This window comes from Vibrio sp. YT-18 (assembly GCF_033337345.1).
In the GTDB taxonomy this organism is placed as follows: Bacteria; Pseudomonadota; Gammaproteobacteria; order Enterobacterales; family Vibrionaceae; genus Vibrio; species Vibrio alginolyticus.
Map to the genome: position 1 here is coordinate 216,629 of NZ_JAWOQO010000008.1, position 26,665 is coordinate 243,293.

At 47.1% G+C, this 26,665-nt stretch carries 22 protein-coding genes and 2 pseudogenes; 11 read left to right on the forward strand and 13 right to left on the reverse strand.

Translation table 11 applies throughout. The annotated features are described in order from the left end of the window. Window positions 1-75: 75 nt before the first annotated feature. On the forward strand, window positions 76-912 hold the full coding sequence (locus R7M72_RS13375) for a pyruvate, water dikinase regulatory protein (protein WP_005373820.1): 837 nt from the start codon (window positions 76-78) through the stop codon (window positions 910-912). Between the two features lie 76 nt (window positions 913-988). Here the strand turns inward: R7M72_RS13375 and ansB are convergent, their stop codons facing one another. Both ansB and R7M72_RS13385 read right to left on the reverse strand, forming a co-directional pair. Further along, entirely contained in the window at window positions 989-2,053 is a 1,065-nt protein-coding gene (gene ansB / locus R7M72_RS13380; protein ID WP_115386508.1) for an L-asparaginase 2, read from the reverse strand. A gap of 370 nt (window positions 2,054-2,423) precedes the next feature. Further along, the gene (locus R7M72_RS13385; protein WP_054574549.1) at window positions 2,424-3,680 is read right to left on the reverse strand and encodes an adenylosuccinate synthase; all 1,257 of its coding nucleotides are present in this window, start codon (window positions 3,678-3,680) and stop codon (window positions 2,424-2,426) included. A gap of 105 nt (window positions 3,681-3,785) precedes the next feature. On the opposite strand from R7M72_RS13385, the gene R7M72_RS13390 reads away from it, so the two are divergent. The 3 genes from R7M72_RS13390 to R7M72_RS13400 all read left to right on the forward strand — a co-directional run bounded on the left by R7M72_RS13390 (window position 3,786) and on the right by R7M72_RS13400 (window position 5,759). Then, the gene (locus tag R7M72_RS13390; protein ID WP_005373812.1) at window positions 3,786-4,655 is read left to right on the forward strand and encodes a LysR family transcriptional regulator; all 870 of its coding nucleotides are present in this window, start codon (window positions 3,786-3,788) and stop codon (window positions 4,653-4,655) included. Window positions 4,656-4,659: 4 nt separating this feature from the next. Continuing rightward, window positions 4,660-5,067 (forward strand): ribosome recycling factor family protein, encoded by a 408-nt coding sequence (locus R7M72_RS13395; protein WP_250156983.1) that lies wholly within the window; start codon window positions 4,660-4,662, stop codon window positions 5,065-5,067. Between the two features lie 77 nt (window positions 5,068-5,144). Continuing rightward, window positions 5,145-5,759 carry a LysE family translocator gene (locus tag R7M72_RS13400; RefSeq protein ID WP_017633575.1) on the forward strand — a complete coding sequence of 205 codons (615 nt, stop codon included), beginning with the start codon at window positions 5,145-5,147 and terminating at the stop codon, window positions 5,757-5,759. Between the two features lie 93 nt (window positions 5,760-5,852). Here R7M72_RS13400 and R7M72_RS13405 read toward each other — a convergent pair whose 3' ends face one another. From R7M72_RS13405 to doeA, 6 genes are all read right to left on the reverse strand, one after another. After that, window positions 5,853-6,374 carry a DUF2058 domain-containing protein gene (locus tag R7M72_RS13405; RefSeq protein WP_054574550.1) on the reverse strand — a complete coding sequence of 174 codons (522 nt, stop codon included), beginning with the start codon at window positions 6,372-6,374 and terminating at the stop codon, window positions 5,853-5,855. Between the two features lie 172 nt (window positions 6,375-6,546). After that, window positions 6,547-7,950: an aspartate aminotransferase family protein gene (locus R7M72_RS13410; protein WP_005373789.1), complete on the reverse strand. Its 1,404-nt coding sequence runs from the start codon at window positions 7,948-7,950 to the stop codon at window positions 6,547-6,549. Window positions 7,951-7,991: 41 nt separating this feature from the next. Beyond that, entirely contained in the window at window positions 7,992-9,512 is a 1,521-nt protein-coding gene (locus R7M72_RS13415) for an NAD-dependent succinate-semialdehyde dehydrogenase (RefSeq protein WP_215810482.1), read from the reverse strand. Between the two features lie 155 nt (window positions 9,513-9,667). Next, complete coding sequence (locus tag R7M72_RS13420; protein ID WP_005387046.1) at window positions 9,668-10,147, reverse strand: Lrp/AsnC family transcriptional regulator; 480 nt, start codon at window positions 10,145-10,147, stop codon at window positions 9,668-9,670. Between the two features lie 123 nt (window positions 10,148-10,270). Further along, on the reverse strand, window positions 10,271-11,278 hold the full coding sequence (gene doeB, locus R7M72_RS13425; protein WP_005373782.1) for a N(2)-acetyl-L-2,4-diaminobutanoate deacetylase DoeB: 1,008 nt from the start codon (window positions 11,276-11,278) through the stop codon (window positions 10,271-10,273). A gap of 54 nt (window positions 11,279-11,332) precedes the next feature. Then, the gene (doeA, locus tag R7M72_RS13430; protein ID WP_005373780.1) at window positions 11,333-12,520 is read right to left on the reverse strand and encodes an ectoine hydrolase DoeA; all 1,188 of its coding nucleotides are present in this window, start codon (window positions 12,518-12,520) and stop codon (window positions 11,333-11,335) included. Between the two features lie 271 nt (window positions 12,521-12,791). On the opposite strand from doeA, the gene R7M72_RS13435 reads away from it, so the two are divergent. Continuing rightward, window positions 12,792-14,225 carry a PLP-dependent aminotransferase family protein gene (locus R7M72_RS13435; protein ID WP_318056218.1) on the forward strand — a complete coding sequence of 478 codons (1,434 nt, stop codon included), beginning with the start codon at window positions 12,792-12,794 and terminating at the stop codon, window positions 14,223-14,225. A gap of 20 nt (window positions 14,226-14,245) precedes the next feature. On the opposite strand, the gene R7M72_RS13440 is transcribed toward R7M72_RS13435, so the two are convergent. Beyond that, window positions 14,246-15,268 (reverse strand): helix-turn-helix domain-containing protein, encoded by a 1,023-nt coding sequence (locus R7M72_RS13440; protein WP_054576148.1) that lies wholly within the window; start codon window positions 15,266-15,268, stop codon window positions 14,246-14,248. A 131-nt stretch (window positions 15,269-15,399) separates the two neighbouring features. Between R7M72_RS13440 and R7M72_RS13445 the strand changes: the two genes are divergently transcribed. From R7M72_RS13445 to R7M72_RS13455, 3 genes are read left to right on the forward strand one after another with little or no spacing between them, the layout of a single operon-like run. After that, the gene (locus R7M72_RS13445) at window positions 15,400-16,161 is read left to right on the forward strand and encodes an SDR family NAD(P)-dependent oxidoreductase (protein WP_054576147.1); all 762 of its coding nucleotides are present in this window, start codon (window positions 15,400-15,402) and stop codon (window positions 16,159-16,161) included. Window positions 16,162-16,201: 40 nt separating this feature from the next. Next, the gene (locus R7M72_RS13450) at window positions 16,202-16,714 is read left to right on the forward strand and encodes a 2,4'-dihydroxyacetophenone dioxygenase family protein (protein WP_017633584.1); all 513 of its coding nucleotides are present in this window, start codon (window positions 16,202-16,204) and stop codon (window positions 16,712-16,714) included. 4 nt (window positions 16,715-16,718) lie between these two features. Beyond that, window positions 16,719-17,777: a zinc-binding dehydrogenase gene (locus tag R7M72_RS13455; protein ID WP_318056219.1), complete on the forward strand. Its 1,059-nt coding sequence runs from the start codon at window positions 16,719-16,721 to the stop codon at window positions 17,775-17,777. Window positions 17,778-17,860: 83 nt separating this feature from the next. On the opposite strand, the gene R7M72_RS13460 is transcribed toward R7M72_RS13455, so the two are convergent. Together R7M72_RS13460 and grxB are read right to left on the reverse strand one after the other, a co-directional pair. Next, a complete protein-coding gene (locus R7M72_RS13460) occupies window positions 17,861-18,985 on the reverse strand; it encodes an alkene reductase (RefSeq protein ID WP_169628781.1) in 1,125 nt (374 codons plus the stop codon). A gap of 10 nt (window positions 18,986-18,995) precedes the next feature. Continuing rightward, window positions 18,996-19,624, reverse strand: a pseudogene (grxB, locus tag R7M72_RS13465) (glutaredoxin 2). Window positions 19,625-19,824: 200 nt separating this feature from the next. On the opposite strand from grxB, the gene R7M72_RS13470 reads away from it, so the two are divergent. Next, window positions 19,825-20,760 carry a LysR family transcriptional regulator gene (locus R7M72_RS13470; RefSeq protein ID WP_318056220.1) on the forward strand — a complete coding sequence of 312 codons (936 nt, stop codon included), beginning with the start codon at window positions 19,825-19,827 and terminating at the stop codon, window positions 20,758-20,760. Here R7M72_RS13470 and R7M72_RS13475 read toward each other — a convergent pair. Then, window positions 20,713-21,624, reverse strand: a complete 912-nt coding sequence (locus R7M72_RS13475; RefSeq protein ID WP_318056221.1) for a LysR family transcriptional regulator — start codon at window positions 21,622-21,624, stop codon at window positions 20,713-20,715. The genes R7M72_RS13470 and R7M72_RS13475 overlap by 48 nt on opposite strands. Before the next feature lie 220 nt (window positions 21,625-21,844). Here R7M72_RS13475 and R7M72_RS13480 point away from each other — a divergent pair, with 220 nt between their 5' ends. Next, a complete protein-coding gene (locus tag R7M72_RS13480; protein ID WP_315957413.1) occupies window positions 21,845-24,724 on the forward strand; it encodes an MGH1-like glycoside hydrolase domain-containing protein in 2,880 nt (959 codons plus the stop codon). Between the two features lie 106 nt (window positions 24,725-24,830). On the opposite strand, the gene R7M72_RS13485 is transcribed toward R7M72_RS13480, so the two are convergent. Then, window positions 24,831-26,399: a DEAD/DEAH box helicase gene (locus R7M72_RS13485; RefSeq protein WP_262602398.1), complete on the reverse strand. Its 1,569-nt coding sequence runs from the start codon at window positions 26,397-26,399 to the stop codon at window positions 24,831-24,833. Window positions 26,400-26,547: 148 nt separating this feature from the next. Here R7M72_RS13485 and R7M72_RS26330 point away from each other — a divergent pair. Beyond that, window positions 26,548-26,625 (forward strand): annotated as a pseudogene (locus tag R7M72_RS26330) (VOC family protein); the annotation flags it as partial. Window positions 26,626-26,665 lie beyond the last annotated feature (40 nt).

Consider the following 26,665-nt stretch of genomic DNA (forward strand, 5'->3'; position numbering starts at 1 on the left):
TAACTGAAAGCCAAACTGATTTATTAATATTATGTGTACCATCCTACTCAAAAGATTTTGAAAAATTAAACAGAAATGCAAATAAATAACCAAAGTCGTGATGTATTCTATGTTTCTGACGGTACGGCGATAACATGTGAGACATTAGGGCATGTTGTTCTCGGTCAATTTCCGTTCATTCCTAACGAAAAAACCTTTCCGTTTGTAGAAAGCCAGGACAAAGCTACTGACGTAGTCAAAGAAATTGAAACTTCCTACCAGCGCAATGGCGTCAAACCTCTGGTCTTTTTCTCAATTGTCGTTCCAGAAGTACGTGAAATGCTGCTTGAAGCGCCGGCATACAGTTACGATGTGTTGGAGAGTATTGTGCAGAAAGTGCAAGACGACATTCAGATGGCACCAAAGCCTAAGTTGCAGCGTTCTCGCAGCGTGGGGAAAGATTCCGACACCTATTTTGACCGTATTGCGGCTATTGAATACACATTGGCGCATGATGATGGCATTACGCTAAAAGGGTTGGAGCAAGCTGATATTATCTTACTTGGCGTGTCGCGCAGTGGAAAAACGCCGACTAGCTTGTACATGGCGATGCAATTTGGTTTACGTGTTGTGAACTATCCGTTCATTGCGGAAGATGTGAAGATGATGCGTTTGTTGCCTGAATTTGAGATCCATCGTCATAAGTTGTTTGGGCTGACTATCGACCCTGAACGTTTGACTGAAATCCGTGAGAATCGTTTGTCTGGAAGTGATTACGCTAGCACAGAGCAGTGCAAGCTGGAGCTAGACACTGTTGAGGCGTTGTTTAGAAGAGAGGCGATCCCATATATCAATACGTCCTCTCTGTCTGTTGAGGAAATTACTACGCGTATTCTGGAAAAAGCAGGAATGAAGCGTCGCTTGTTTGGCTAACAAGAGACGCTCATGTCGCTATGTGTAAGAGGAGGTAAGGTGTGTACCTCCTCTATCGAATGAACCTTAGACAGAATTAATAGTATTGGAACATCTTTTGGATGTCTTGATAGTTTTTGGTCTGAGTCAGTGACAGCATCAGTAAGATACGTGCTTTTTGTGGGTTCAATGTACCAGCGGCAACAAAGCCGTATTTTTCGTCATCAATTTCAGCATCCAAAGTGGTTGAGCCGCTAGGCGTTCGGGAGCTTCTTACAACAACAACGCCATCTTTACTCGCTTTCTCTAGCTCATCAAACACAGTGTGGTACAAGTTACCATTACCGACACCAGCACTTACGATGCCGTCAAACTTCGCATCCACAAAGGCTTTCACTGGCAAATTGGAGGCATTTGCATAGTTATAAACAATACCGACCTTAGGCAACTTAGTAAGCTTTGATACATCGAATGGGGTTTCTGTCGTATGTTTACGCTCTGGGCTTCGTTGATATTTGGCATCGCTATTATGAATGTAGCCGATAGCACCAAAGTTGGGTGACTGGAAAGTGCTGACGGAGGTTGTATTGGTTTTTGTCACATCTCGCGCATCGAAAATCGTGTCATTCATTGCGACTAGCACGCCACGTCCTTCTGAATCTTCATCGGTGGCTGTTACGACTGCATTGTATAAGTTGACTGGTCCATCAGCACTCATTGCGGTGGAAGGACGCATTGCACCGACGATCACGACAGGCTTTTTGCTCTTGACGGTCAGATCAAGGAAGTAAGCGGTTTCCTCTAACGTATCCGTACCATGAGTAATGACGATGCCGTCAACATCATCTTGAGCGAGTAGCTCATTAACTCTTTTCGATAATTTTAGCCACACTTCATCATTCATATCTTGTGAACCGATACTGACCACTTGCTCTCCAGAAATATCGGCAATCTTGGTCATACTCGGCACCGCAGAAATCAATGATTCAACGCCGACTTTACCTGCTGTGTAGTTTGACTCTGTTGCAGATTGACCTGCGCCTGCTATGGTGCCGCCAGTGGCAAGAATTTTAATGTTCGGAAGATCGGATTGCGCGAAAGACAAAGAACTAAGGCACAAACCAAGGGTTATCGTACTGAGGCGGAAAAGATTTTTCGTCATGGGAATCACCTGCTGTTAGGTTGGATGTTGGGGAACTCATCTATCCTAAAAACAGCGGGTTAGATTTTTTGAGTACTAGTTCAACAAATTGCAGATGAAGATCGTGATCAACTAATCACTTAAAGAATATCAAATCAACCAGTTAACCTAATTGACGTGCTTCTTTAACAAGTGAGATGTGCTAGTAACGTGCACAACGTGTTAAGCCCTATAATTTATTGATTTATAAATAAAGGAGGTAGGAGTCTCGTGATGAGGTTACTAAACATGAATTTAGCCGTGCAATTTTTCAAAGTTTACAGTGTAAAAAAAAGCGGCTTTACCCCGGAACAGATAAAAGCCGCTTGCCAATGATGTGTTAATTCACATCTTATCGCATAATCATTTGTTCACGACCAGGACCCACAGACACCATTTTTACTGGTACGCCCATGAGTTCCTCAATGCGTAGAACGTATTTCTGTGCTGCTACTGGAAGCTCTTCAAACTTACGACAACCTGTGATGTCCTCGCTCCAGCTTTCCATCTTCTCGTAGATTGGCGCAAGAGAGGCAGTTTGAGGCCAGATTGGGTTTTCGCTGTGGTCGCCTTCGTAGCCAACACAGATTTTCAGATCGTTAAGGCCAGTCAAACAGTCTACTTTCGTTAGTGCAATTTCAGTTGCGGCTTGCAGTTCAACGCCATTTTTCGTAGCGACTGCGTCGAAGTAGCCCATGTCGCGTGGACGACCCGTAGTTGCACCGAACTCGCCAGCAAGTTCGCGGAAAGCGTCTTGCTCTTCCATTGCAGTGATCAACGTACCAGTACCCACTGATGAGCTGAAGGCTTTTGCAACCGCAATAACGCGTTCAGGACGAAGTGCCGGAAGGCCACTACCGATACCCGCGTACATTGATACAACGTTAGAAGATGTTGTCCAAGGGTACTCACCGTAAACAAGGTCACGACCCGCGCCAAGCTGCGCTTCGAACAATAGAGTTTTGTCTTTCGCTTGTAGTTCTTTTAGAGGAAGCGTTACGTTGCAAATTGAATTGCGCCAAGGTGCAGAGACTTCTAGCAGCCAGTTCGCCAGTTCTTCAGCGGTTTGTTCAAACTCGAACGTCGGGTAAAGTGCACGCAGTTGCGGCAGTTTCCAATCCATCATGAATTGAAGGCGCTCAACCAATACTTCTGGTTGCTTTAACCAACCAACTAGGATGCCTTTCTTCATTACGCGGTCACCGTACGCAGGTGCAATACCTTGACGAGTTGAACCGTATGCTTTGTCGCCTAAACGTTGTTCTTCTAGCGTATCTTCTAGTGCGTGTAGAGGTAGACACAGTGTTGCGCGATCAGAGATGCACATATTCACTTTTACGCCCGCTTCTTCAACTTCCGCAATCTCCTGAGACAGCAACGCAGGGCTGATAACCATACCCGGACCTAACACTGCCAAACAGTCTGGGTTGAATACGCCACTTGGTAGCTGGTGCAGCTTAAACGTACCTAGATCGTTAACCACGGTGTGACCCGCGTTGTTACCACCTTGGAAACGAATGCTCGCAGAAGCTTGCTCTGCCAAAAAGTCAACGATGCGGCCTTTGCCTTCATCACCCCAGTTTGCACCCACAACAACGATAGACGACATAATTTAATCTCCAAAAACAGATGCAAAAATCTTAAGGTGTTCGCCATAATAAGAGAAATTAATTATACTCATTAACTTGATAAGAATTTCATATCGGAATTGGCAATGTTAGATTTGAACTGGCTGCGAACCTTCGTAACTCTTGCAGAGGTAAAACACTTTGGTAAAACAGCGACGGAACTGCACATGACGCAGCCGAACGTAAGTTTGCATATCAAGCAGTTGGAGCAAGCCACGCGCACGAAATTGATTGAGCGAAATCCCGTGCAGTTGACGCAAGCGGGGAAGCGTTTGTTAGCTACGGCGCAGCGGATGCTCAATGAGCTGCAAATTTGTCAGTCAGATCTCAATGCCATCAACGATCTTACGCAGGGGACGCTTTCTATTGCGGCGAGCGATATTGTTTCACGTTTACTGCTTATCAAACCATTTCAGCAATTCAAAAGTGAATATCCGGGGATCGACTTGGCATTGTTCAACACCACATCTTCTCAAGCGGTGGATTTGGTGAAAAGTGCGCGTGCCGATATCGGCTTTGTTATCGCACAAAAAGAGAGTCAACCGCTGCATTTTACGCCTCTCACGCAGATTCACTGGTGTGCGTTTGGCGATAACATTTTTGAGTGGCAAGACAATCGAAAAGAGAGCCAGACGCTGATCCTGCTAGGGCACGATACTCGAACCCGAGAGCTGATTGATGCGTCTTTACCTGAACTAAATCTGCCTAAGCATCGCGTGATGGAAGTGGGCAGTGTGGAAGCACAAATCGACTGGGCGGAAGCGGGGTTTGGGACTGCTATTGTGCCGGATTTCTCGCTCGATCCGAGATTAAAGCTTTCTCGTGAAGTTACGCCTTTGCCAAGTTTTCCAAACACTGATTTCGGCTACATCGTGCGTCAAAATCAGGTGTTATCCAAAGCGGCAAAACAGTTGTTGGCTTGGGTTGGCGAGAATGTGTCGGTGGTTGAGGGCTGAGACGATGAAAGAAAAGGCCATTAAAGAGACGAAGATTACGATTTCGCTCCCATCCTTGATTCACCGTATTGGGGGCGACCATGCCAAGCGAGCGAAAACACTCGCAGCAGAAAAACAGTGCGATCTTAAGCGAATTAGACGATCTCGTCACTGGCAAATCTCGGGCGAGGCTTTGGATGTAAAAGCGTTTTTAGAGCATCTCAAAAATGAAGAAGCAGAGACGATGCGATTTGCGATCAACAAAATCGAACAAGCTCTACTTGCTCACCAAGACAAATTGGAACCTTTGGACGTGAAGTTGATACGTTTGGTGAGACAAAACCCAAACATCACCTTAGCGGAGCTGATGGCTGAAACGAACTGCACGTTAGTTCAAGCTCGCACGGCACGATTTGATGCTGAGTTGCTTTAAGATCGGTTTGTGGTTTACTCACTTTATTAACAGATGTTAGGGTACCGATCAATATCACTCACTAAGACCATTTTATTATGGATATTTGGCAGCTTCTCCTTTTTATTCCTGCTTGCTTCGCTCTAAATATGGCTCCAGGCCCAAACAATTTATTGGCAATGAATAATGCGCGTTGTTACGGCTTTAGGGCCGCGTTTACGGCCAGTTTAGGCAGAATTGCCGCTTTTTCAGCAATGATTGCGTTGTCTGCATCAGGTCTGGCTGTGATTTTGTATACGTCAGAAATGCTATTTTTGGCAATAAAGCTGGTAGGGGCGCTGTATCTACTGTGGATTGCGTTCAACCTTTGGCGTTCAGAGTCCAGTCCGATCTCTGACTTGGACAATTCGCGCAATTACGCAGGACTTGCGAAGCAAGAATTTACGCTTGCTGCTGGCAACCCGAAAGCGATTCTTATTTTTACTGCATTCTTGCCGCAATTTGTTGATGCCAATGCCAACGTTCAAGAGCAGTTTTTTGCCCTTGGCTCGACGTTTTTGATATTAGAAATGGTCGCCATTTCAATCTATGCCATCTTTGGTTTGTACTTGAGACACTGGTTTTCAAATCCAAAAATGGCGAAACGTTTCAATCGCGGATGTTCGTTGTTTTTAGCTGCATCAGGTGCGAATTTGCTTCTAAGTAAGCAATAACAAAACATCATCTCTGTAGATTATTTTTCTATAAAAAAAGCCGCTGATGTTACATTAGCGGCTCTTTTCGTTGATGTATCGATTAATTTATTGTTACCACATCAAATCGTCAGGCACGACGAAATCTGCGTATGGATCGTCTTCTGCTGGAATGTCCGATTCAGGTTCTTTTTGTTCGATGATTACGGACTCATCACGTTGAGTAATTTTATTCGCTACTCCACGTGGAATGACAACATAGCTTTCACCAACAATTGCGATTGCCAAAATACCTTTGATCAACTGCTCGCGGATAAGTGAATCTACATAAAGTGATTTCACTAGCGTACCGTGAGTGAAGTTGTATTTGATGTCGCCATCTTTTAAGTCGATCTTGTTCATCTCAATCAATTGATTGATCTGCGCTTTGATCTCTTTATTTAATCGCTCAGCATTTTGTTGCTCGCTCAATTGTTTATCACGCTCTAACTGTTGGCGTTTATTCTCTTCAACCGCCGCTTTTACTTCGCGTGCTTGAACGCGTGATTTTTTAGAGCCTTTCTTCGCTTTCTTTAGTTTCTTTTCATTAACTAAGCCAGCTTTCAGCATTTGTTCTTGAAGGGTAAGTTTTGCCATGTTTTATCCAGTTAGTGCGCAATTTTGGGCATTTTACCCACTATTGCCACTTGTAGTAAATAATAGTGCTTTCTATGGGTCTAAAATGTTTGGTTGGCTTGTTATCTCTTTAATGGAAAGTGCAAAGCGGGCCTTCTCCAAAGCCCGCGAGCATTACTGAAATCTAGGTGGGTTATGGTTGCCACTGTTTAGATGTGACGAGGTTATCCATCACTTTGTTTACCGCTTGATGCGCTTTGTCGACAATGGTGTCTATATCGTTACGGTTCGCGATAAGCGGTGGAGCAAATCCGAGGATGTCACCATGTGGCATGGCGCGAGCGATTAAGCCTTGCTCTAAACAGGCCGCCGCGATTTGCGGGCCTACTTTCAAGTTTGGATCAAAGTGTGCTCGGCGAAGCTTGTCTGAAGAAAACTCCAACGCATGCAACAAGCCAACGCCACGAGTATCACCGACTAATGGATGATCGTTAAACGTCTCTGCCATACGTTGCTGCAAGTAAGCGCCGACTTCGGCCGCGTTTTGCACTAAGCCTTCACGTTCAATGATATCGAGGTTGCAGTTCGCGGCTGCCGCTCCCATTGGGTGACCAGAGTAGGTATAACCGTGTCCGATAGCGCCCCATTGGTCGGTGCCGTTTTCTAGCACACTCCAAACTCGTTCACCGACGATCACGCCAGACAGCGGTTGATACGCTGAGGTTAACCCTTTCGCTACCGTGATGAGATCTGGTTTCATGTCGTAGTGGAGTGAGCCAAAATCGGAGCCGAGGCGACCAAAGCCACACACCACTTCATCCGCAATCAAGAGTACATCGTATTTGTCGAGTACTTTGCGAATCGCCTGCCAGTACCCTGCTGGTGGTGGCACAATACCGCCAGTACCGAGCACTGGTTCCGCAATCATTGCTGCTACCGTTTCTGGGCCTTCTTCCAAGATCATCGCTTCGAGTTGATCTGCGCAATATTGAGAGAATTCAAGCTCAGACATACTCTCGTCTTCACGGCGATAATAATATGGCGCGATGGTGTGTTTGATGCGCTCAAGTGGTAAATCAAAATGGGCGTGGAACAACGGTAAACCTGTCATTGAACCGGACGCGATACTTGAACCATGGTAGCCGCGGTCACGCGAAATGATTTTTTTCTTCTCTGGTAGACCACGAGCATTGTTGTAATACCACACCAACTTAAGTTGAGTTTCGTTCGCGTCGCTGCCTGACATGCCGTAGTAAACTTTGCTCATGCCTTCAGGCGCCATTTTGATGATGCGATCTGACAGTGTCACGAGCGCTTCGTTCGTATGGCCGACGTAAGTGTGATAGTACGCCAGTTCTTTGGCTTGTTCATAAATCGCATCGGCCATTTCAGTCCTGCCATAGCCAATGTTCACACAATACAACCCGGCAAAGCCGTCTATCAGCTCGATGCCTTCTGAATCGGTGATGCGTATTCCGCTTCCGCTCGAGATAATTCTTCCCGAAAGCTCCCCGGCCGCATACTGCTTCAGGTGGGTTGAGGCATGAAATACTCTCTGACGATCGATCTCTAAAAGTTGTTGGGTTTTGTTACTCATGATCCTTCTCCTCGAATAATTGGATATCCATATTTCGTGTCTCAACTGCCACTGACGGTTGGTAAAGCGCCTAAGCAGCAGTATTTGATTTCGCTGTATTCTTCAAATCCGTGACGGCTTCCTTCTCGTCCAAGACCAGACTGTTTCACGCCGCCGAATGGGATAGGGTGCCCTGTCATTTTGACGGAGTTCACGCTCACCATGCCAAACTCCAAACCGCGCATGCAGTGCCAAATTTGGTGAATATCGTGACCATAAACATAGGCAGCTAAGCCGTACTCAGTGTCGTTGCTCATTTCAATCACGGTATCTAAGTCTTGGTAAGGCAATACGCCTGCCACAGGACAAAAATTCTCTTCGCGATACACCGCCATTTCAGGGGTTACATCGGCTAGCAATGTCGGCGCGAAGAAGTTTTCGCCTGGTACGGGCTGGTGGTAGCCCGCTACCAATCGCGCGCCTTTGTCGAGCGCGTCACGCACCAAATCATGCGCTTTATCCACCGCAGTGCGATTAATAAGCGGTCCCATGGTGGTTTTTTCGTCTAAGCCATTGCCCAAAACGATGTGGCTCATTTTTTTGGCAAATGCTTCCAAAAATGCTTCGTACTTATCGTCAGGGACGAAAATACGGTTTGCGGCCAAGCAGTCTTGTCCTGCGGTTTGAAACTTCGCATCCACGGCGGCTTTGGCTGCTTGCTCGATATCCATATCTGGCAGCACGATGAAAGGGGCGTTACCACCGAGTTCCATACTGCACTTCTTCACGGTTTGTGCCGCGTCGCGTAGCAATAGTTTGCCTACTCGAGTTGAGCCTGTGAACGAGAGCGCTTTGACTTTATCGGAGTGACACAAGGTTTGTGACACCATCACCGCATCGCCAGTGATCACGTTAAAGACACCAGGTGGAAAGCCAGCTCGGTCTGCTAACTCTGCCAACGCTAACGCAGAAAAAGGCGTTTCACTGGCGGGCTTAATGAGCACCGGACAGCCTATTGCTAGTGCGGCAGCGGCTTTGCGTGTGATCATGGCATTAGGAAAGTTCCATGGCGTAATCAGTGCTGCGACACCAATCGGCTCGCGCACGGTTGATAGCTGCGCATTCGGAATATGACTTGGGATGGTTTCGCCATAACAGCGGCCTGCTTCTTCGGCAAACCAACGAACAAAGGATGCGCCGTAGTCAATCTCACCTACAGCATCACCTAGTGTTTTTCCTTGCTCCATCACCATCAAATGGGCAAGATCTTGCTTTGATTCTAGAATCAGGTCGTGCCAACGCATGAGAATTTCAGCGCGCTCTTCTGCTTGCATTTTTCGCCATTGACGAAAGGCTTGGTCGGCTTCATCAATCGCTTGATAGAGTTGTTGCTGAGATAGCTTAGTGATGTAACCGATGACCGTGCCATCTGCTGGATTATCCACCGGATGAAATTGATCACCACTTACCCATTTGCCATTCACGTACGCTAAACCTCTCACCAAACGTACGTCTTTCATTATCGCCATCATGTCGTGCGAGGCTTTTAATTCTTCAGCGTGTAAGCTGTGCAGTGCTGTCATGAGTCCTTCTCCCAGCATCGTTGTCCATAATGAAACTGTAATGGAGAAGTGACCGAAATAATTTCTGATACCGAGGTTTAAAACGTCAGAACTTTCTTTTTAGTGCCGTTAAATATGGTGTTTTTTCTGTTCACGCCTGATACGCATTTTCCCTTTTATAACAAAGCGTTTTGGTTTACTTCGAATGTGCCCGCATCACGTTTGATTGTTTTTGTCACAATGTAAGTAAAGTAGCGCTCAATGCCCACATCTGAGTCTAACCAGTTGTCGATAAGCCGCTGATATTGGTCGATATCTTCTGACTGAATTTTAAGGATGTAATCGATACCACCGCCCGTGGCATAGCAATCAGTGACTTCTGGTGAATGTTGAACCAGTTGCTCGAAGCGTTTGAACGCTTGGGCGTTGTGTTCTTTGAGCGTAACTTCAACCATAACCGACGTTCGTTTGAACAAAATATCGGTATTTACTTTTGCTCCGTAACCTTCAATGATGCCTGCTTCTTCCAGTTTTTTGACGCGCTCCCAACAAGGGCTCACGGATAGGTTGATGGCCTCGGCAAGGTGAGATTTGGTGATACGACCATTATCATGAAGTATTTGTAGAATTTTTACGTCGTAGCGATCGAGGCGCATTATGAGTCTCCCTGTTGAATACTAATCATTTCATAAAGGCTGATGACTGGTCGCTGTTATAAGGTGCTTTCCAGTTTGCTTCTGGTATGCCATTTGTTTTGATTTCTTTAGTTGGCTTTTCAATCAGCCTATCTCGCCGCAGTCTTCGGCTATAACTGCGATAGTGTCACCGATATTCACCATAGCAGGAAAACGACGTGCCGCGAAAATACCATTGCGCTGTGACTTGTACTCAACGGGGGCGGTACCTGTGCGCTCGGTCGAGAAGATTCTCACTAATACATCTCCCTTTTTGACGGTATCGCCAAGATCAAATAAGTATTCTGTGATGCCGTGGTGCTGGCTTTGCACATAACAACTTGCATCAGGCATATCTAATAACTTAGTTGGTTGGGTTGGTTGTTCGTAGTCACCGGGCAAGTTGCCTGAGAAGCGTAAGAAGTTGCGAATGCCACGGTCGGAATAAGCGATGGTTTCTGGAGTGCTGGTTCCGCCGCCTCTTAGTTCGGTGGTAACAAAGATTTTTCCCTGAGACTCCACGGCAGTGTCATACAGGCTGGTGGCGTCCATTTCGAGCAAGATCATGGTGTAAGGTGCGCCAAACAGTTTTGCACCTAATATGCAGGCTTCTTCTTGATCGAGATTGTCGAGACGATGGGCAGCGGCGAACGGCACGATATCTAACGTTTTACCACCTGAGTGAATGTCTAACGCAAAATCGCACTTAGGAACTAGGTAACGAGTAAAATAATCCGCAATTTTCTCGGTCACTGTGCCTATGGGGTTGCCGGGAAAGCTGCGATTTAAATTCCCTTTATCGATAAACGACGTACGTGAGGCATTTTGTACCGCAGGTAAGTTCATCATGGGTACAATAATGACACGACCTTGGATTTGATCTGCCTGAAGCGAGTTCGTCAATTTTAGCAGGCTGGTGATGCCTTCGTATTCGTCTCCGTGATTACCGCCAGTAAGCAGTGCGGTTGGTCCGTGACCATTTTTGATCACGGTGATAGGTATCATAATACTGCCCCAAGCGGAGTCGTCATGTGAATAGGGCAGCGTTAAAAAGCCGTGCTGTACACCTTCTCGGTCAAAGTCTATGGTGGCTGTGATCGAGCTTTTTTGCATATCAAGTCCTTTTAGTTCTCAGACCTGGCTCAACAGAGCTTAAGGTTTGAAAAATTAGTGTTTAACAAATAAGTGGCGTGGAAAATCACACAATGTTTTTGCTCCATCATGGGTAATGACGATACTTTCCGTTGTTTCTAACCCCCAATCTTTGAACCACAGCCCCGGCATAAAATGGAATGTCATACCTTCTCTCAAGATGGTTTTATCGGTGTCTCGCAAACTCATGGTTCGTTCCCCCCAATCTGGCGGGTAGCTCAAACCTATTGGATAGCCACAACGGGCGCCTTCGCGTGAGAATCCCGCTTTATCGAGAACCTGGTTTAGTGCATTGGCGATGTCGGCGCAGGTATTTCCGGGCTTTGCCACTTTTAGGCCTGCTTCAAGTCCTAAAGTTAGGGCTTCGTCGGCTCGTTTGAACTTGTCGTCAGGCTCGCCAAGAAAAATAGTGCGTGAGAGTGGGCAATGGTAACGTCGGTGCGCCCCTGCGATTTCAAAAAACGTCCCTTCGCCTTTCTTGAAGGGTCTGTCATCCCAAGTCAGGTGAGGTGCGGAAGCATCAGAACCTGATGGCAAAAGCGGCACAATCGCGGTGTAATCGCCAAAGTGGTCTTCATGCCCGAGCACGGCTTGGCGGTTAATCTCGGCAACAAGGTGGTGTTTCGGTAATCCTGGTTCAATCATGTCGAACGCGACGCGGTGCATATTTTCAACAATGCGAGCGGCACGGTACATGTATGCCAGTTCTTGATCGGATTTAACGGCGCGGCACCAGTTGACTAGTCCAGTTGCATCGAGAAGTTGAGCATTCGGTAGGTGCGTAGTGAGTGATTCGTAAGCGGTGGCGCTAAAGTAATAGTTATCTTTTTCTACACCGATGCGACCACGATCCCAAAGGCGCGGAGCCAGTACGGCTTCGACCAGGAAATCCATCGGGTGTAACGGCGGGTTCATTACATAATGGTCTGGATAGTAGGTGATGTTTTCTGCCGACATATACGCAGTCCTGTATGCTCCGTTGGCATCTTGGCAGCGTCCAAACCAAACTGGCTCATCAGATGGACCAACAACGACACATTGTGGCACGTAAAAAGACCACCCATCATAGCCTGTCAGCCACGCCATGTTAGAAGGGTCATGAATGATAAGGACATCCAATTCTCTTTCTTCCATCGATTGCCGAACTTTCGTTAACCGATCCTGGAACTCATCCAGTGTAAAATGCAAAGCAACGCCTCTCATATTTTCTCCTTGTTAGAAATCCGACGCCTTATGGGCCTTCGGAGACGCTGAGGTATTTCTACCTTCTACCAGCTAGCCAGATCTGCGTTAAAAATGATTGCAATTTACCTCTGGGGTTGTATTTGGATTGAACGATGCTGTTTAACATGTTTGTTTAACCCATACATTTCATGTCAATCATTACAATTGTGGTTTATTTTTGTGCATTTTACCTCGTTTTGTGAGTTAAAGTTCGCCATTTGTTAAATGGAAGTTACAATGAGCGTTAAAAATGAATCAATTAAAATATTGTGTCATGACAATTTCTTTGAACCCGATCATTCGGCCAGGCACCGCTAAATACATCTCCATTGGTAACTATCTTGTCGAATGTGTCCGCAGTGGTTATCTAAAACCGGGAACTCGATTACCCACACATCGTGAGTTTGCAGAGCAAATTGGCGTCAGCGTACAAACGGTGAGCCATGCATATGGTTATGCAGAGAAAAAAGGGGCGATCGAGTCTTGGGTTGGGAATGGTACTTTTGTCAAATCAGGTTTTGTGGATGAAAGTACGGACACGGAGTTCATGCTGACACAAGAGATGAAAGAAACGCCGGATGAAATTGATATGTCGATTGCACATCCAGTGGTGACCGATCGCCACATTACGCTTTTTAATCAGGCGTTAATGGAGATTGCTGGGCAAACAAACAATCGTGGTTTGATCAGTAAAGCAAAGCCGGTAACAGGTCAGCCTCATCATATTGAGTCAGGAGCACGATTTCTAAGTAGCCAAGGGTTGGATGTGGGTGCCGATCAAATATTACTCACAAATGGAGCATGCCATGGTTTAACGTTGGCTTTAAGCACAGTTGTTGAACACGGTGATTTAGTTGCTTGTGGTCACTTGGTTGATCATGGCTTGATCTCTCGCTCGAGAATGCTTGGATTTAAGTTGCAACCACTTGAAATGGATGAGTTTGGTATAACGCCGGATGCATTTGAATGGGCATGTAAACACAAACCAATCAAGGTATTGTGTTGCACACCGAGCATGGCTAACCCGACTAGTGCGCATATGGATGTTGAACGCCGAGAGGCGATAGCGAATATTGCGCAGCAATACGACATCTATGTCATTGAAGATGACGTGTATGGAGCACTAGAACCTAACCGTGTCCCACCCCTTGCCACATTGTTACCCGAACAAGCTTTCTATGTCACCAGTTTAACCAAAGTTGTAGCGCCAGGCATGCGCACTGGCTATCTGACGGTCCCACGTCATTTTTTGCAGCACGCGATTGGTCGTTTAGCGGCAACGAGTTGGTCCGCGACTCCATTACCATTTGAAGTCGCTCATTTGTGGATCGAGAACGGTACGTTAAATCGACTTATTCGCTTTCAAGTCAATGAGCTTGCTAAGCGACAGCGAATAGCAAAAGCCGCTTTAGAAGGGCATGTTTATAGCTCGCACCCGAATGGACAGCACATTTGGTTGAGACTACCCGAGCAGTGGAATAGCGATGACCTGGTTGCTTCGGCAAAGCGTTCAGGGGTGCAGATCACGGGATATAAACCGTTTGTTCTCGATACTAATCAGCCAATGCCTTACGTGCGAATCAGCTTGGGAGCAGAAACAAACCGAGGCTACATCAAACACGGGTTATCTGTGATTGCTGAAATTCTCGATACCAACCCTCCCACCTCACACTTTTTGGTTTGAACGATAGGTTATTTATGCTTTTAACTGATGGGCTTAAACGTTTGTAACTGAGTTTTTTCTTGTCGCCATTGCCTTGGCGATTTTCCCGTCCAGCGACGAAAGTGGCGGCTGAAGACCGCAGTTTCTGCATAGCCCAGTTGCAACGCGATATCGGTAATACTCTGAATATTCTCATGCAATCGCTGTTCGGCGAAATCCTGACGCACTTGTTGTAAAAGCTGTCGATAATTTGTGCCCTGTTGTTTCAGCTTGTTTTGCAGCATTCTCGGATGCAGGTCCAATGCTCTTGCAACGCGCTCAACGCTGCATTCTCCGGTTGAGAGCAGACGGCCAATCATGTTTGCTGCTTGGTCACTGAGATTGTTGGGGTAACGGGTTTGCAGCTCTTTGAGGTGCTGTTGAAAATGGCGCTCTAGTGCGTCTTCATCTTGGTGGTTCTTAGCGTTAAGCAGAGTCGCTTTAAGTAGGATACCGTCAAACTTATCACCGAAACGCAGTTTGTTCTGCTGGGCAAACTTGCTTTTTTCTACTTCCAATGTTGCGTGTTGAGTCAAATGTAGCGCGAAGTGACTTGCTTCAATATCAAGCAGACTGGCAATAAACATCGCCAGATGCGACACACTGAGCTGCATCAACTGCGCGATACCTCGTTCGCTGTGCACATCAATATTGAGCGACAACCGTACCCAATCATCTTGTGGCGTCATGTTGAGAGTGACCCCTGACGAATGCAGATAGAGAAAATCATTCACCCGCGCCAAGGCTTCACCGACCGTTTGCGCCCGGGAAACCAGCATTGGTAAGTCTCCCAAGCTCTGTAGGTTTTGACGCTCGGCGAGCAACACGCCAAACAGCGGTTGCTGACAACGAGCAGCCGCTTCCTCCAGCAATTCAGCCAGCCTAGGGTAGGCGAGATACGTATCGGGATTGCGAAACTGCGCCGCAGACAGGCCAACAGCGGCCATTATCTCTTGCGGATTCTGACCTAATTCTGAAACCAAGCTATCAAATTTATCAGCAGCGCCACTTCGTACGATATACATGTCTCGATTTTAAAATGTTAACAGGTTGTAAATCGCAATGTATCAAATTTACTTCGCAAAAGGTCAAGTGAGTGTCAGTGAGTTGATCTAGGTTACATTTTGATAACAACAACGCGTGGATGAGAAGGTGTATGGAACTTATCAATAAAACGGCCATTGTGACTGGGGCAGCTGGTGGAATTGGCCAAGCCATCATTGCAAAGCTGAGAGAGCAAGGAGCCAAAGTGCTTGCTGTCGATATTTCAGAACAATCACTGCAAATGTACACAAGTTTTGACCCAAAGCAGTTGGGAACCTTTGTCGCGGACGTCACCGATTACCAACAAGTTGAAGCTATGGTGAAGTACGCGGTTGAACAGTTTGGCTCGCTTGACATCATGGTTAACAACGCAGGCATTGGCGCGCCGAAACCTCTGCTTGACCACGACCCAATTGCCGATTTTGAGCCGATCTCAAAGGTCAACCAAAATGGTGTCTACTACGGCATTCTCGCCGCTGGGCGACAATTCCAAGCACAAGGCACGCCGGGCGTGATCCTCAATACTTCTTCTGTTTACGCACGAATGGCGTCTGAGATGACCTTTACCTACAACGTCAGTAAAGCCGCAGTCGATATGATGACCAAATGCGCCGCATTAGAACTCGCACCATTGGGTATTCGTGTTTGCGCTGTCGCTCCGGGACGCGTTGATACTCCGATGTTAAGGCAATACGAAGAGATTGGCCTGTGGGACCACATCCGCAAAGAACAGATGCGTCAAAACTTCACACAACCAGAAGAGATTGCTGATGTGGTGGCGTTTCTGGTCAGCGAGAAAGCCAACTGTATCAACGGCTGCACCATCAGCGCATCTGACGGTTTCGAGAATTTTAAGTACCCACTTATGGGATAGGCGAGTACGCCACATTACAGCAATAGCGAGGATGTAAGTTATGTCATTACCAGAAGTTATTCAGCACCAAGATTTCTTATTAACTCTTAATACCAATGAGGAGTCGCTCATCAAAGACGCGTTACCGGGTGTGGATGTTTACCCGTTGTTTCTTGACCCAGAAAACGGTACTTGGGTGATTCGTGCCAAATTCAAGCCGGGCGTGACTTTACCTAAGCACTTCCATACTGGTGTGGTGCATTTCTATACACTGAGTGGCGCTTGGCACTACATTGAATACCCAGACCAAGTCCAAACCGCTGGTAGTTATTTGTATGAGCCAGGTGGTTCGATTCATACCTTTCACTGTCCAGAAGAGTCGGGTGGTGCTGATGGCTTTATGGTGATCCAAGGTGCGAACATTAACTTTGACGAAGAGGGTAACTTCATCAACATTATGGATGCAGGTTGGATTGAGCAAGTGGTGGTTGCCGCTGCCAAAGCGCAAGGCTTCACTGCGCGCTATATCAAACCGGGTGCGATTGCTGGCCTAAGCGATGAGCTAGCGGAGTAACCCCATGCAACAGATGAACAGTATTGTAATGCAGGATGGCCGAGTCCGCCTGCAGCAAGTCGAAATCCCTCAACCCGAAGCGGGACAAGTGTTGGTTCGCAGCCTTGCCTGTGGCATTTGTGGCTCCGACCTTCACATTACTCGACACGCGGATGAGGTATTTGATGTATTCCACCAGCTCGGGTTGATACCTGATGAATCCGGTGAGCACGCTCAAGTGATGTTAGGGCACGAGTTCTGTGCGGAAATTGTCGAATACGGTGCCGGTACGCAGCAAACGTTGTCCGTTGGTAGCCGAGTCACCTCTGTGCCGATGTTGCTCAGTCAAAATGGCGCAGGCGTTGGTGTTACTCCGGGTACTTATGGTGCTTACTCTGAGTACTTCCTGCTTGATGAAGCGTTATTGCTGCCTGTCCCAGACGAAATGCCGTCTGAGGCGGCGGCGTTAACCGAGCCGCTGGCGGTCGGTTTGCACGCGGTCAATCGCAGTGAAATCGAAACGGAAGAAACCGCGCTGGTTGTCGGTTGCGGCCCTATAGGGCTGGCGGTGATTGCTGCACTGAAACAACGTAGCGTGAGCAATATTCTTGCGGTCGATCTTCAGGAAGAGAAACTGCAACTTGCTAGTGAGTTTGGCGCAAATCGATTGATCAACCCGACCAAGGAAGACGAGATCGCCGTTGGTGAGCAGTACGCGATGAACTCACGTCTGGTCATTTATGAGTGTGAGGGCAAGCATACCTTGATTGACGATTTTCTGCGCCGTGCTCCTGCCCGAGCGCGAATCGTCATCTCGGGTATCCATACTACACCTGCAATCATCAACTACGCGTACGCGACGGTAAAAGAGCTCGATTTGAGATTCTCTTACTACTACCAACCGCACGAGTTTGAGCAATGCCTACAAGCGATTGCCGAACATAAGTTGCCTTGGCAGAAAATGCTCACCGCCAAAGTGGGAATCGATGGTGTCGAAGACGCATTTACAAAGTTAATGACGCCAAATGATCACATCAAAGTCGTTATCGAACCTTGGCGCAGCGGCGCTTTAGAAGTGATTTAACTCTTAGCCAGATTAAGCTAGCTAAAACCAATTTTAGTTTGGTGACAGCCCCAACCGTAGCAGCTAGGTTGGGGCTTTTTTTGTTAGGCCTGTTCTGCGTATTCCTGTTGCAGAGCAGGGTAATCGGTGTAGCCTCGTTCGTTTCCGCCAAACAACGTTGAGCCATCGAGTTCTGCCAACGGATGGTGATGTTGCAAGCGAGAGACTAAGTCTGGGTTTGCTACGAATGGCCGTCCGAATGCGACAAGATCCGCGTAGCCTTTCTCTAATACTTCGTTTGCTCGTTGAGGATCGTAGCGACCGGCAACAATAATAGCGTTGCGAAAGCGCTTTCTAAGTTCGATTCGAAACGTCTCAGGAATCGTTGGTGCATCGGCCCAATCGGCCTCGGACAAGTGCAAGTAGGCAATGTCGAGCTCCTGTAGCTGTTTTGATGCCTCTAGGATCGTTGGCACGATATCTGGGCAGTCCATATCTTTAAACGTAATGAATGGTGCCAATCTCACCCCAACTCGATGCGCACCAACAGCGGCGATAACTGCATCCACTACTTCGATAAGAAAACGGATACGATTTTCTCGTGAACCACCGTAGTTGTCTGTTCGATGGTTTGAGTTGGTTCTTAAGAACTGATCGATCAGATACCCATTCCCGCCGTGGATTTCTACACCATCAAAACCCGATTCAATGGCGCGCTTGGCTGCGTTCGCGAAATCACCGACAACTCGATTGATATCCGCTTGTGTCATGGCGCGTGGCTCAACACAATCGACCATATTGCCGTTGCCTTGTTCATCTGCAATCCAAACTTGCGTCTCTACCGGAGCGAGCGCAGATGGTGCGATAGGCTGTTCACCATTTTGGAATGTTGGGTGAGACACTCTGCCTACATGCCATAGCTGACAAAACATCGCTGCGCCTTGTAATTTGACCGCTTGGGTCACACCTTGCCAGCCCGCCACTTGCGCATCGGTGTAAACGCCAGGTGTGAACGAATAGCCTTGAGAATCGTCCGAAATTTGTGTGGCTTCGGAAATGATCAGCCCGGCAGAAGCGCGCTGTTGATAATACGTTGCCATCATCTCATTCGGGATGTTGCCCGGCTGAGTGGTGCGTGCGCGAGTCATTGGTGCCATGACAATGCGGTTTTGTAGTGACAACGCTTTCAGTTGAGCTGGTTCAAACAGCTTATTTGTTCTTTGTTTCATGATGCGCTCCTTAGATAAGTACTGGCACGTTGGTCGCTTTACGAACGGTTGCCATCCAGTGAAGTACGGCTGGATCCCATTGCACTTCGGGCGCACTGAAAAAGCCGCGTAGAATGGAAAACATAATGGCTTGATCAACCAGTGACGTTTGCTTTTCTGAACTTAGGTTGAGCAAGGGTCTAGTTTGTTCTATCAAGGCGGCGACTTCTTTCGCAATCGCAGGTGTATCGTTAATCAAAGCTTCAAAATTTAACGCTTCGGTTTCTTTTTTTGCACGCCATGCTTGTTTAGCGGTTTCTGTTGCAAATTCCGGTAACGTCATGTTTGACCAACGCGGATACCCGACTTTTTGTAGCGGTAAAACGCTTGTTTTTGCCAGTCTAAAACCGGTGTTGAGGGTTGGCTTTTTTCGCTGGAAGATGCCAATTCAAGGAAGTAGTTGATGATGTCTAAGCTTTCCGCCATGGCTTCACCATCGTCTTTGATCAAAAGAGGAACTTGTTTTGCGCCGATGAGGTTTGTGGTGGTGCTCTCGTCGTCATACGCAATGTTGATGACGTCAAGCTGAATATTCAGCATGCCTGCAACAAAACGGACGCGGGCGCTGAAAGGGCAATGTTCATAAATGTACAGTTTCATTTTTTTGTTTCCTATCTCTTGGCTGGGCAGGGCGTGTTGTTGTGCGTTGAACAGCGTTACGGCGTTTAACTTTTCCCTGTCACATAACGTTCTGGGTCTAAACAATGTCGATAGGGTCAGTATATGGATTCGACTTAATTTGATAATTGGGTAAGATCTGAATTGATTATTCAGTTTTTCCAAATAATAAGGGCGCGAAGATGGATAAGTTTTCGGATATGACGTTGTTTGTCAGCATCGTTAAACATCAAGGTCTGGCAGCGGCGGGAAGGGAGTTAGGTTTGTCTCCGGCGACGGTAACGGCAAGGCTGCAAGCGATAGAAGAACGCTATGGCGTAAAGCTGCTCAACCGAAGCACACGCCACGTATCACTCACGGACGCAGGGGCAATGTACCATCAAGCTTGTCTGAACATCATTGATAGCGTGAAAGAGACGGAAAACTTGCTGCAAACGGGTATTTCGCAAGTGCGCGGAACGTTGAAAATTTCAGCTCCACGAGATATTGGCAAACAAATTATTTCGCCGATGGTGTCGGCTTTTTCTGAGCAATATCCGGATGTGACGCCTTATCTTTATCTTAATGACAATTTATCGAACTTGGCTGAATCGGGGCTCGATTTGGTGATTCGTTATGGCGAGTTAGCGGACAGCAATCTCATTTCGCGCAGGCTGGCGTCGAGTCAACGCGTGCTGTGCGCATCACCTGACTATTTGTCGAAGCAAGGTGTCCCAAACTGTCCACAAGATCTCGCGGATCATCGCTGCTTAGCCATGGTCCGCAGCAATGAAGAATTAAAAACGTGGCACTTTAAAGATGAAGAATCTCACCAATCGATCACGGTCACGCCGAAGCGATTTTCTGATGATGGTGAAGTGATCCGACAATGGGCGTTGGACGGTGCGGGGATTGCGTTGAAATCGATTTTAGATATTCAGCAAGACCTCAAAAAACAACGTTTAGTAACGGTTTTGGATGGGTATATGAAAAACTTCAGCGCCTTTTCGCAAGGCGCTGAAGCGGATCTACATGTCATTTATCAAAGCCGCCAATATCAACCGAAAAGAGTTCGCCTGTTTTTGGACTTTCTAGTTGAGCAAATTAGCGCGCTGAGTGATGCCAGCAATCAGATCTAGATGCGATTCAGAGGTTTCGCGGCGGTGGCGATAAATCCCGACGGTGCCAGGGTTTGGTTCGTTTTCCATGGTTAAGCATCGTAAGCCAAAGGATTCCAAATACGGTTTGAGGTGGCGGGTATAAGACATCACCGCGACGCTTTCTTTCAGTACATCAATACTGGCGAGCAGAGAATCCACTTCGTAAGTCGGTCTGTCATCCAGTTGCTGCCTTTCGCGTTCATTTTGTTTCGGGATTGGGTTCTCGATGACGTGAGCGAATTTCTTAGCGTCATAAGTGACCGAAAGAGCGGGGTATTCGTGCAGCATATCTTCGGTGACGGTTTTCCCTAGAAGTGGGTGGTTTGGGGAAACAAAATAGGCATCAACCGTTTGAAATAGCGGAATAAACGTAACATCACATTTAGACGACAAGCCGACAATCTCGTGGCCGATGAAGAATTCAATCTGTTCGCTGATTAATGAATCCATCAAGCCTAAGTGGTTGCCAAATTCGACGTGCGTAGATGCCGATGGCTGCTTGGTCAGATGTTCATTGAGTGCTTGTTTGACGAATAGCGGCCACCACGCATCGCCAGTGCCCATTTTAATTTTTCCGACTTGGTACTGTTTCCGTTCATCAATGCTTTGCATCATTTGGTTGTATTCATGCTGCATCGCGTTGCTATGGCGATAGAGGATGCGTCCGTATTCGGTCAACACCATGCCATTAGGATGACGTTCAAACAGCGTCACGCCGAGATTCTCTTCCAGCTTCTTTAAATTGCTTGTTACCGTTGGCTGGCTTAACCCTGCCATTCTTGCCGCAGCGCTGATGCTTTGGCAGCGTGCAACCAGTAAAAATTGCTGCAGAGATTTGTCCATTTTCTTTCCCCTCTAAGAACGAGGGGTATTTTGCACAATTTCATTTATAAATCACAAATCTGTAATCTCATTTGATTGAAATTATGCGCATTTCATAGATCTACATCACTGTTGGGGTCTGACGTATAGATGTTATCTATAGCTCGCTCCTGACTTCCTATTTTCCCCTCAAAAAGGTGTTCTTTAGACTGTCGCCAAAACAACAATCTAAGGGATGAACATGAAACCGAGTTTTATTGCGCTTGCTGTCGCGTCTTGTATTGGTCTTGCTGGATGTGGGTCAGATTCCTCTGATGCGCCTGTGCCGGTCGACAAACCAATTATTTCAGCCGACTTATATTTACGTGGTTTAAATGGGGATTGGGGCACGGCAGAGCATGCCAAGCTAAACTATTTGGGTAATAACGAGTACGAAACCGTACTGCGCGTCGCTCGAGGTAGCAATCAGTTCAAGATTGCTGATCCGGGTTGGCAGATCCAATACACCTACTTTGAGGAGCCCGCGGCGTTCGATAAAGCTCAGGAGTACCTGCCAAAACCAGACACGAATGAAGCGTGTATGAACGATGACTGCAACTCTGAGATCACGTTTGAAGACAAAGGGTATTACAAGTTTTCTGTGAGCTTTGCCGATGAAAGTCGCGCGACAATGACTGTGACGAAAGCAACGCAAGAAGAAGCGGAAAAATACTACTCTGATGCGATTCTCGACCCTGCAATGGTGCATGAAGGGCATCAGAGCAAAGAAGTGAAACTGTTCGCCAATTACGATGACTCGAGTGATACCGTGATTTTCTCGGTGAAAGATCCTAAAGCTGAACTGCGTGAATTTGGTATTTCAACGACGACAGAATTGCGTGATGCGCTCGACCAAGGCTTAGTGATTAATGAGCAAACAGGGCCGCGAGTGGTGTCGGGTGATGTCGCGTTTGACGCGTTGTTTGCATTGACGATGAAAGAGCTAGGCCAGCTTGCTGTTTCTGAAATCAAAGACGGCAATTACAACTACAACAACCCAATCAAAGCGGAAGTTTTTGAAACGGGCGCGAAGTGGCATTACGTATGGACGCGTGATTTGGCGTACGCAGCAGACCTTTCGCTTGCATTGATGAATCCAACTCGCGTGCAAAATGGTTTGAATTTCAAATTGTCCGCTTTTCGCGACACGACCGATCAGCAATATGATGGCGAGCAGATTGTGCAAGATACGGGCACTGGCGGCAGCTGGCCAATCAGTACCGACCGCACGACTTGGGCGCTTGGTGCAGAACGCTTACTTTCGGCATTGAATGGGGAAGAGTACAACCAGTTTGCCGAGCGCGCATATAACGCTATCAGTAATACACTTGAAGCCGATCGCCTGGCGGCTTTTGATGCGAAATCCGGTTTATACACTGGTGAGCAATCATTCCTCGATTGGCGTGAGCAAACTTACTCAACGTGGACGCCAAACGATGTCAATGCGATTGGTAGCAGCAAAGCGTTATCGACAAACGTGGTTCACTACCGCGCGATTCAGCTCGCGGCTAAGTTGGCAGAGAAGTACGATTCAACCAACGCGGTCAAATACACCGAGTGGGCTGAGCAGTTAAAAACCGCTATCAACGAGCAGTTTTGGAATGCCGAACGCGGTATGTACGTAAGCTATTTGTTTGACAATGGCAAAGACATCGCGGTCGACAAATACGATATGTTGGGCGAAGCGTTGGCGATCATCAGTGGCGTGGCAAGTGATGCGCAGGCGAAACAAATCATGGCCAATTACCCACACAGTGAGTTTGGCGTGCCGGTTTACTTCCCTCAACAACCGGACGTGCCTGTGTACCATAATCGCGCAATTTGGCCATTTGTTACCGCGTACAGCTTGCGCGCCGCGCATCAAACACAAAATGTGGCAGCAGCGAACAATGCCATTCAATCGTTGGTTCGTGGTACGGCAACTAATTTATCCAACATGGAAAACTTAGAGTGGCTTTCTGGTAAGTCATTCATCATCCATAGTGATCATGGTGAAGATCCAAGCATGGATGGCCCAGTTATTAACTCTCAGCGTCAGCTTTGGTCTGTGGGTGGCTACTTGAACATGGTGGTAGAGACCCTATTCGGCATCCATACCGAAACGGGCAAGTTGGAAGTGAAGCCGTTTATCACAAGTTGGGTGCGCAATAACTTGTTGGCTCAGTCTGAACAAATCACGTTGGAAAACTTTGCTTTCAAAGGAAAGAACTACTCGGTAGCGATTGACTTGCCTGAAGTAAGCAAAGATGAAACAGGTTACTACCCAGTTGAGAATGTCACGATGGACGAAGAGGGGCATTTCCACGTGACATTAGGCGCGCTTGTGAATGTAGATAGCAGCATTACTTTAGTTTCTGATGTGAAACCGTATGTGAGTAAAGACAGTCGCGTTTATTCTCCGCAAGAGCCAACATTGGTGGTAAAAAGCGTTGATAATTCGGTTTCGATTGACGTGACGAGTAAGTACAACGTGAACTTGTATCGCAATGGCGAGCTGATTCAAAAGAACGTGATTGCTCAATCTTATTCCGATACGCCAACAGGTTTTGCTTGTTATTTGGCTGAAAGCATTAACGATAAAGGCTTCCGTTCTAACCCAAGCCAACCAGTTTGTGTCGGTGAAGAGATCCGCATCAAACTTGATGGCGAATATCAGCCACTCAAAGACAATATCTCAGTGGTTACGGTGAGTAAAGAGAGTGGCGTTGTAAAAGGTTCAGAGTCGTTTACAGCCCCTGTAACGGGCACTTACCAGTTCGATGCTTGGTACAACAATAACCTAGGGCAACTTAATACTGGCATCACGAATACCGTGAAACTGTTAGAGGTATTGGATGATGCAGGTAAAGTGGTTGGTCAAGGTTACTTGCAGATGGGCCATATTGGTGAAAACCAAGGTATGCGTTACTCAACGCCAATTGAAGTAGCGTTGGAGCAGGGGAAAACCTATCAGATCGCGCTGAAGGACCACTTCAATATGAGTTACCTCAAATCGAATGAAACCTACATCTACGCTGGTGGTATTGAGGGGGAAAAGAACGAAGCGCAAATCGCAGATATTCGAATCACACCTTTAATGTAGGCTGTTTTAACAACGCTGTGTTCTAAAAAACTGTGTTCTAAGAAAAACAAAGCCGCTGAGATTATCAGCGGCTTTATTGTATTTGCTATCGGGGGCCGTTTACAGATTAGTTTGCAGCCTGCGGACGAGGTTTACGGCGCTGACCTGACGGTTTGTTTCCTGCAGGCTTAGCATTGTTTGGCTTGCGGTTACCAGACGGTTTACCAGCGTTGCCACTCTTATTACCGTTTGGTTTATTTCCACTCGGTTTATTGCCATTCGGCTTGTTGCCGTTAGGTTTACGGTCATCTGGTTTGCTGTGTGCACGACCTTGGCCTTCACGGTTACCTTTAGGCTTACCCGCACCGCCTTGGTTGGTGCTGTTTTTGTTGCCGTTGTTACCGCCGTTGAAGCGACGTTTAGGTTTGTTTGCACCATTGCCTGCTTTCTTTTCGGTTGCTGGAGCGTTTTCACCCGAAGCATTTGGCGCTTTTGGTTTTTTCGGCTTCTTAGGTTTTTTCGGTTTGATTGGGCGAGTATCCAGTGTAGATTCTGGCACCACATTGGTTGGCGCAAAACCTTCCAACTCTTTACGTGGTAGTACTTCTTGAATCAAACGTTCAATCGCAAACAACTCAGATGCTTCTAGCGCGCACACTAGTGAAATCGCTTTACCTACTTCGCCCGCACGGCCAGTACGACCAATACGGTGAACGTAGTCTTCCGCCACTTTAGGTAACTCAAAGTTCACCACTTGCGGCAATTGAGGAATATCGATACCGCGTGCAGCAATGTCCGTCGCGACTAACACACGAATTTCACCCGATTTAAAATCCGCCAGTGCTTTGGTACGCGCGCCTTGGCTCTTGTTACCGTGGATGGCAGCAGCAGGTAGATTTTGTTCGATCAGGAACTTCGCTAGACGGTTTGCTCCGTGTTTTGTTTTCGTAAACACCAGCACTTGCTTCCAATCGCCGTCTTTGATCAATTTAACCAACATCGGAGCTTTCTTCTTCACGTCTGCTGGGTAGATGCTTTGCTCAACCGTTCTCGCCGTCGAGTTTGCCGGGTTCACTGAAATCTCAACCGGGTTGTTCACCAAGCCTTTCGCAAGGTCACGGATTTCATCCGAGAAAGTCGCCGAGAAAAGTAGGTTCTGACGCTGTTTTGGTAGCAGAGCTAGGATCTTACGAATGTCACGGATAAAGCCCATATCCAACATACGGTCTGCTTCATCGAGCACTAGCACTTCCAGTTGGTCGAACTTCACCGCATTTTGGTTGTACAAATCCATCAGGCGCCCTGGTGTCGCGACCAACACATCCGCACCTTTGCGAAGACGCTGCATTTGCGGGTTGATCTTCACACCACCAAAAACCACCGCACTGCTTAGTGGAAGGTGACGGCCGTACATAAACACGTTTTCTTGCACCTGAGCCGCAAGTTCACGCGTTGGCGTCAGGATAAGTGCACGAACTTGGTTAGCACGAACGCGAGGGCCGTTCGATAAACGCTCAAGAATCGGTAGCGTAAAGCCTGCGGTTTTACCTGTACCAGTCTGCGCTGCTGCCATTACGTCTTTCCCTTCCAAAATAGCAGGAATTGCTTTTGCCTGAATTGGTGAAGGGGTGTCGTAGCCTTTCTCTTGAATAGCTTTAAGGATTGGAGCAGATAGACCTAACGAGGTAAAACCCATATGTATGATTCTCAATTGTAGAGTTAGATAACAACGCGCCGAAAATAAATCGGTGCGAAAAGTGCGACATTCTGAGGCTTTTACGCGCAGGCTTCAACTAATTCCGTCATGGATAAATATTTGAACTGGATCTCATTTCTTTTTGGCAGGCAAAACTGATAACTGGTTTGGTCGATCGATTGAATGGTTTTACGTTGGCGATGCCCATTCTTACATCGCTATCACGGTATGCAGTTTTAGTTTATCAAATGCTGTTCGGAGTGTGG

Excerpts from the sequence above, each read along its gene's own strand:
- R7M72_RS13375 (WP_005373820.1), top strand. The coding sequence starts at position 76 with ATGCAAATAAATAACCAAAGTCGTGATGTATTCTATGTTTCTGACGGT.
- ansB (WP_115386508.1), bottom strand. The coding sequence starts at position 2,053 with ATGACGAAAAATCTTTTCCGCCTCAGTACGATAACCCTTGGTTTGTGC.
- R7M72_RS13385 (WP_054574549.1), bottom strand. The coding sequence starts at position 3,680 with ATGTCGTCTATCGTTGTTGTGGGTGCAAACTGGGGTGATGAAGGCAAA.
- R7M72_RS13390 (WP_005373812.1), top strand. The coding sequence starts at position 3,786 with ATGTTAGATTTGAACTGGCTGCGAACCTTCGTAACTCTTGCAGAGGTA.
- R7M72_RS13395 (WP_250156983.1), top strand. The coding sequence starts at position 4,660 with ATGAAAGAAAAGGCCATTAAAGAGACGAAGATTACGATTTCGCTCCCA.
- R7M72_RS13400 (WP_017633575.1), top strand. The coding sequence starts at position 5,145 with ATGGATATTTGGCAGCTTCTCCTTTTTATTCCTGCTTGCTTCGCTCTA.
- R7M72_RS13405 (WP_054574550.1), bottom strand. The coding sequence starts at position 6,374 with ATGGCAAAACTTACCCTTCAAGAACAAATGCTGAAAGCTGGCTTAGTT.
- R7M72_RS13410 (WP_005373789.1), bottom strand. The coding sequence starts at position 7,950 with ATGAGTAACAAAACCCAACAACTTTTAGAGATCGATCGTCAGAGAGTA.
- R7M72_RS13415 (WP_215810482.1), bottom strand. The coding sequence starts at position 9,512 with ATGACAGCACTGCACAGCTTACACGCTGAAGAATTAAAAGCCTCGCAC.
- R7M72_RS13420 (WP_005387046.1), bottom strand. The coding sequence starts at position 10,147 with ATGCGCCTCGATCGCTACGACGTAAAAATTCTACAAATACTTCATGAT.
- doeB (WP_005373782.1), bottom strand. The coding sequence starts at position 11,278 with ATGCAAAAAAGCTCGATCACAGCCACCATAGACTTTGACCGAGAAGGT.
- doeA (WP_005373780.1), bottom strand. The coding sequence starts at position 12,520 with ATGAGAGGCGTTGCTTTGCATTTTACACTGGATGAGTTCCAGGATCGG.
- R7M72_RS13435 (WP_318056218.1), top strand. The coding sequence starts at position 12,792 with ATGAATCAATTAAAATATTGTGTCATGACAATTTCTTTGAACCCGATC.
- R7M72_RS13440 (WP_054576148.1), bottom strand. The coding sequence starts at position 15,268 with ATGTATATCGTACGAAGTGGCGCTGCTGATAAATTTGATAGCTTGGTT.
- R7M72_RS13445 (WP_054576147.1), top strand. The coding sequence starts at position 15,400 with ATGGAACTTATCAATAAAACGGCCATTGTGACTGGGGCAGCTGGTGGA.
- R7M72_RS13450 (WP_017633584.1), top strand. The coding sequence starts at position 16,202 with ATGTCATTACCAGAAGTTATTCAGCACCAAGATTTCTTATTAACTCTT.
- R7M72_RS13455 (WP_318056219.1), top strand. The coding sequence starts at position 16,719 with ATGCAACAGATGAACAGTATTGTAATGCAGGATGGCCGAGTCCGCCTG.
- R7M72_RS13460 (WP_169628781.1), bottom strand. The coding sequence starts at position 18,985 with ATGAAACAAAGAACAAATAAGCTGTTTGAACCAGCTCAACTGAAAGCG.
- R7M72_RS13470 (WP_318056220.1), top strand. The coding sequence starts at position 19,825 with ATGGATAAGTTTTCGGATATGACGTTGTTTGTCAGCATCGTTAAACAT.
- R7M72_RS13475 (WP_318056221.1), bottom strand. The coding sequence starts at position 21,624 with ATGGACAAATCTCTGCAGCAATTTTTACTGGTTGCACGCTGCCAAAGC.
- R7M72_RS13480 (WP_315957413.1), top strand. The coding sequence starts at position 21,845 with ATGAAACCGAGTTTTATTGCGCTTGCTGTCGCGTCTTGTATTGGTCTT.
- R7M72_RS13485 (WP_262602398.1), bottom strand. The coding sequence starts at position 26,399 with ATGGGTTTTACCTCGTTAGGTCTATCTGCTCCAATCCTTAAAGCTATT.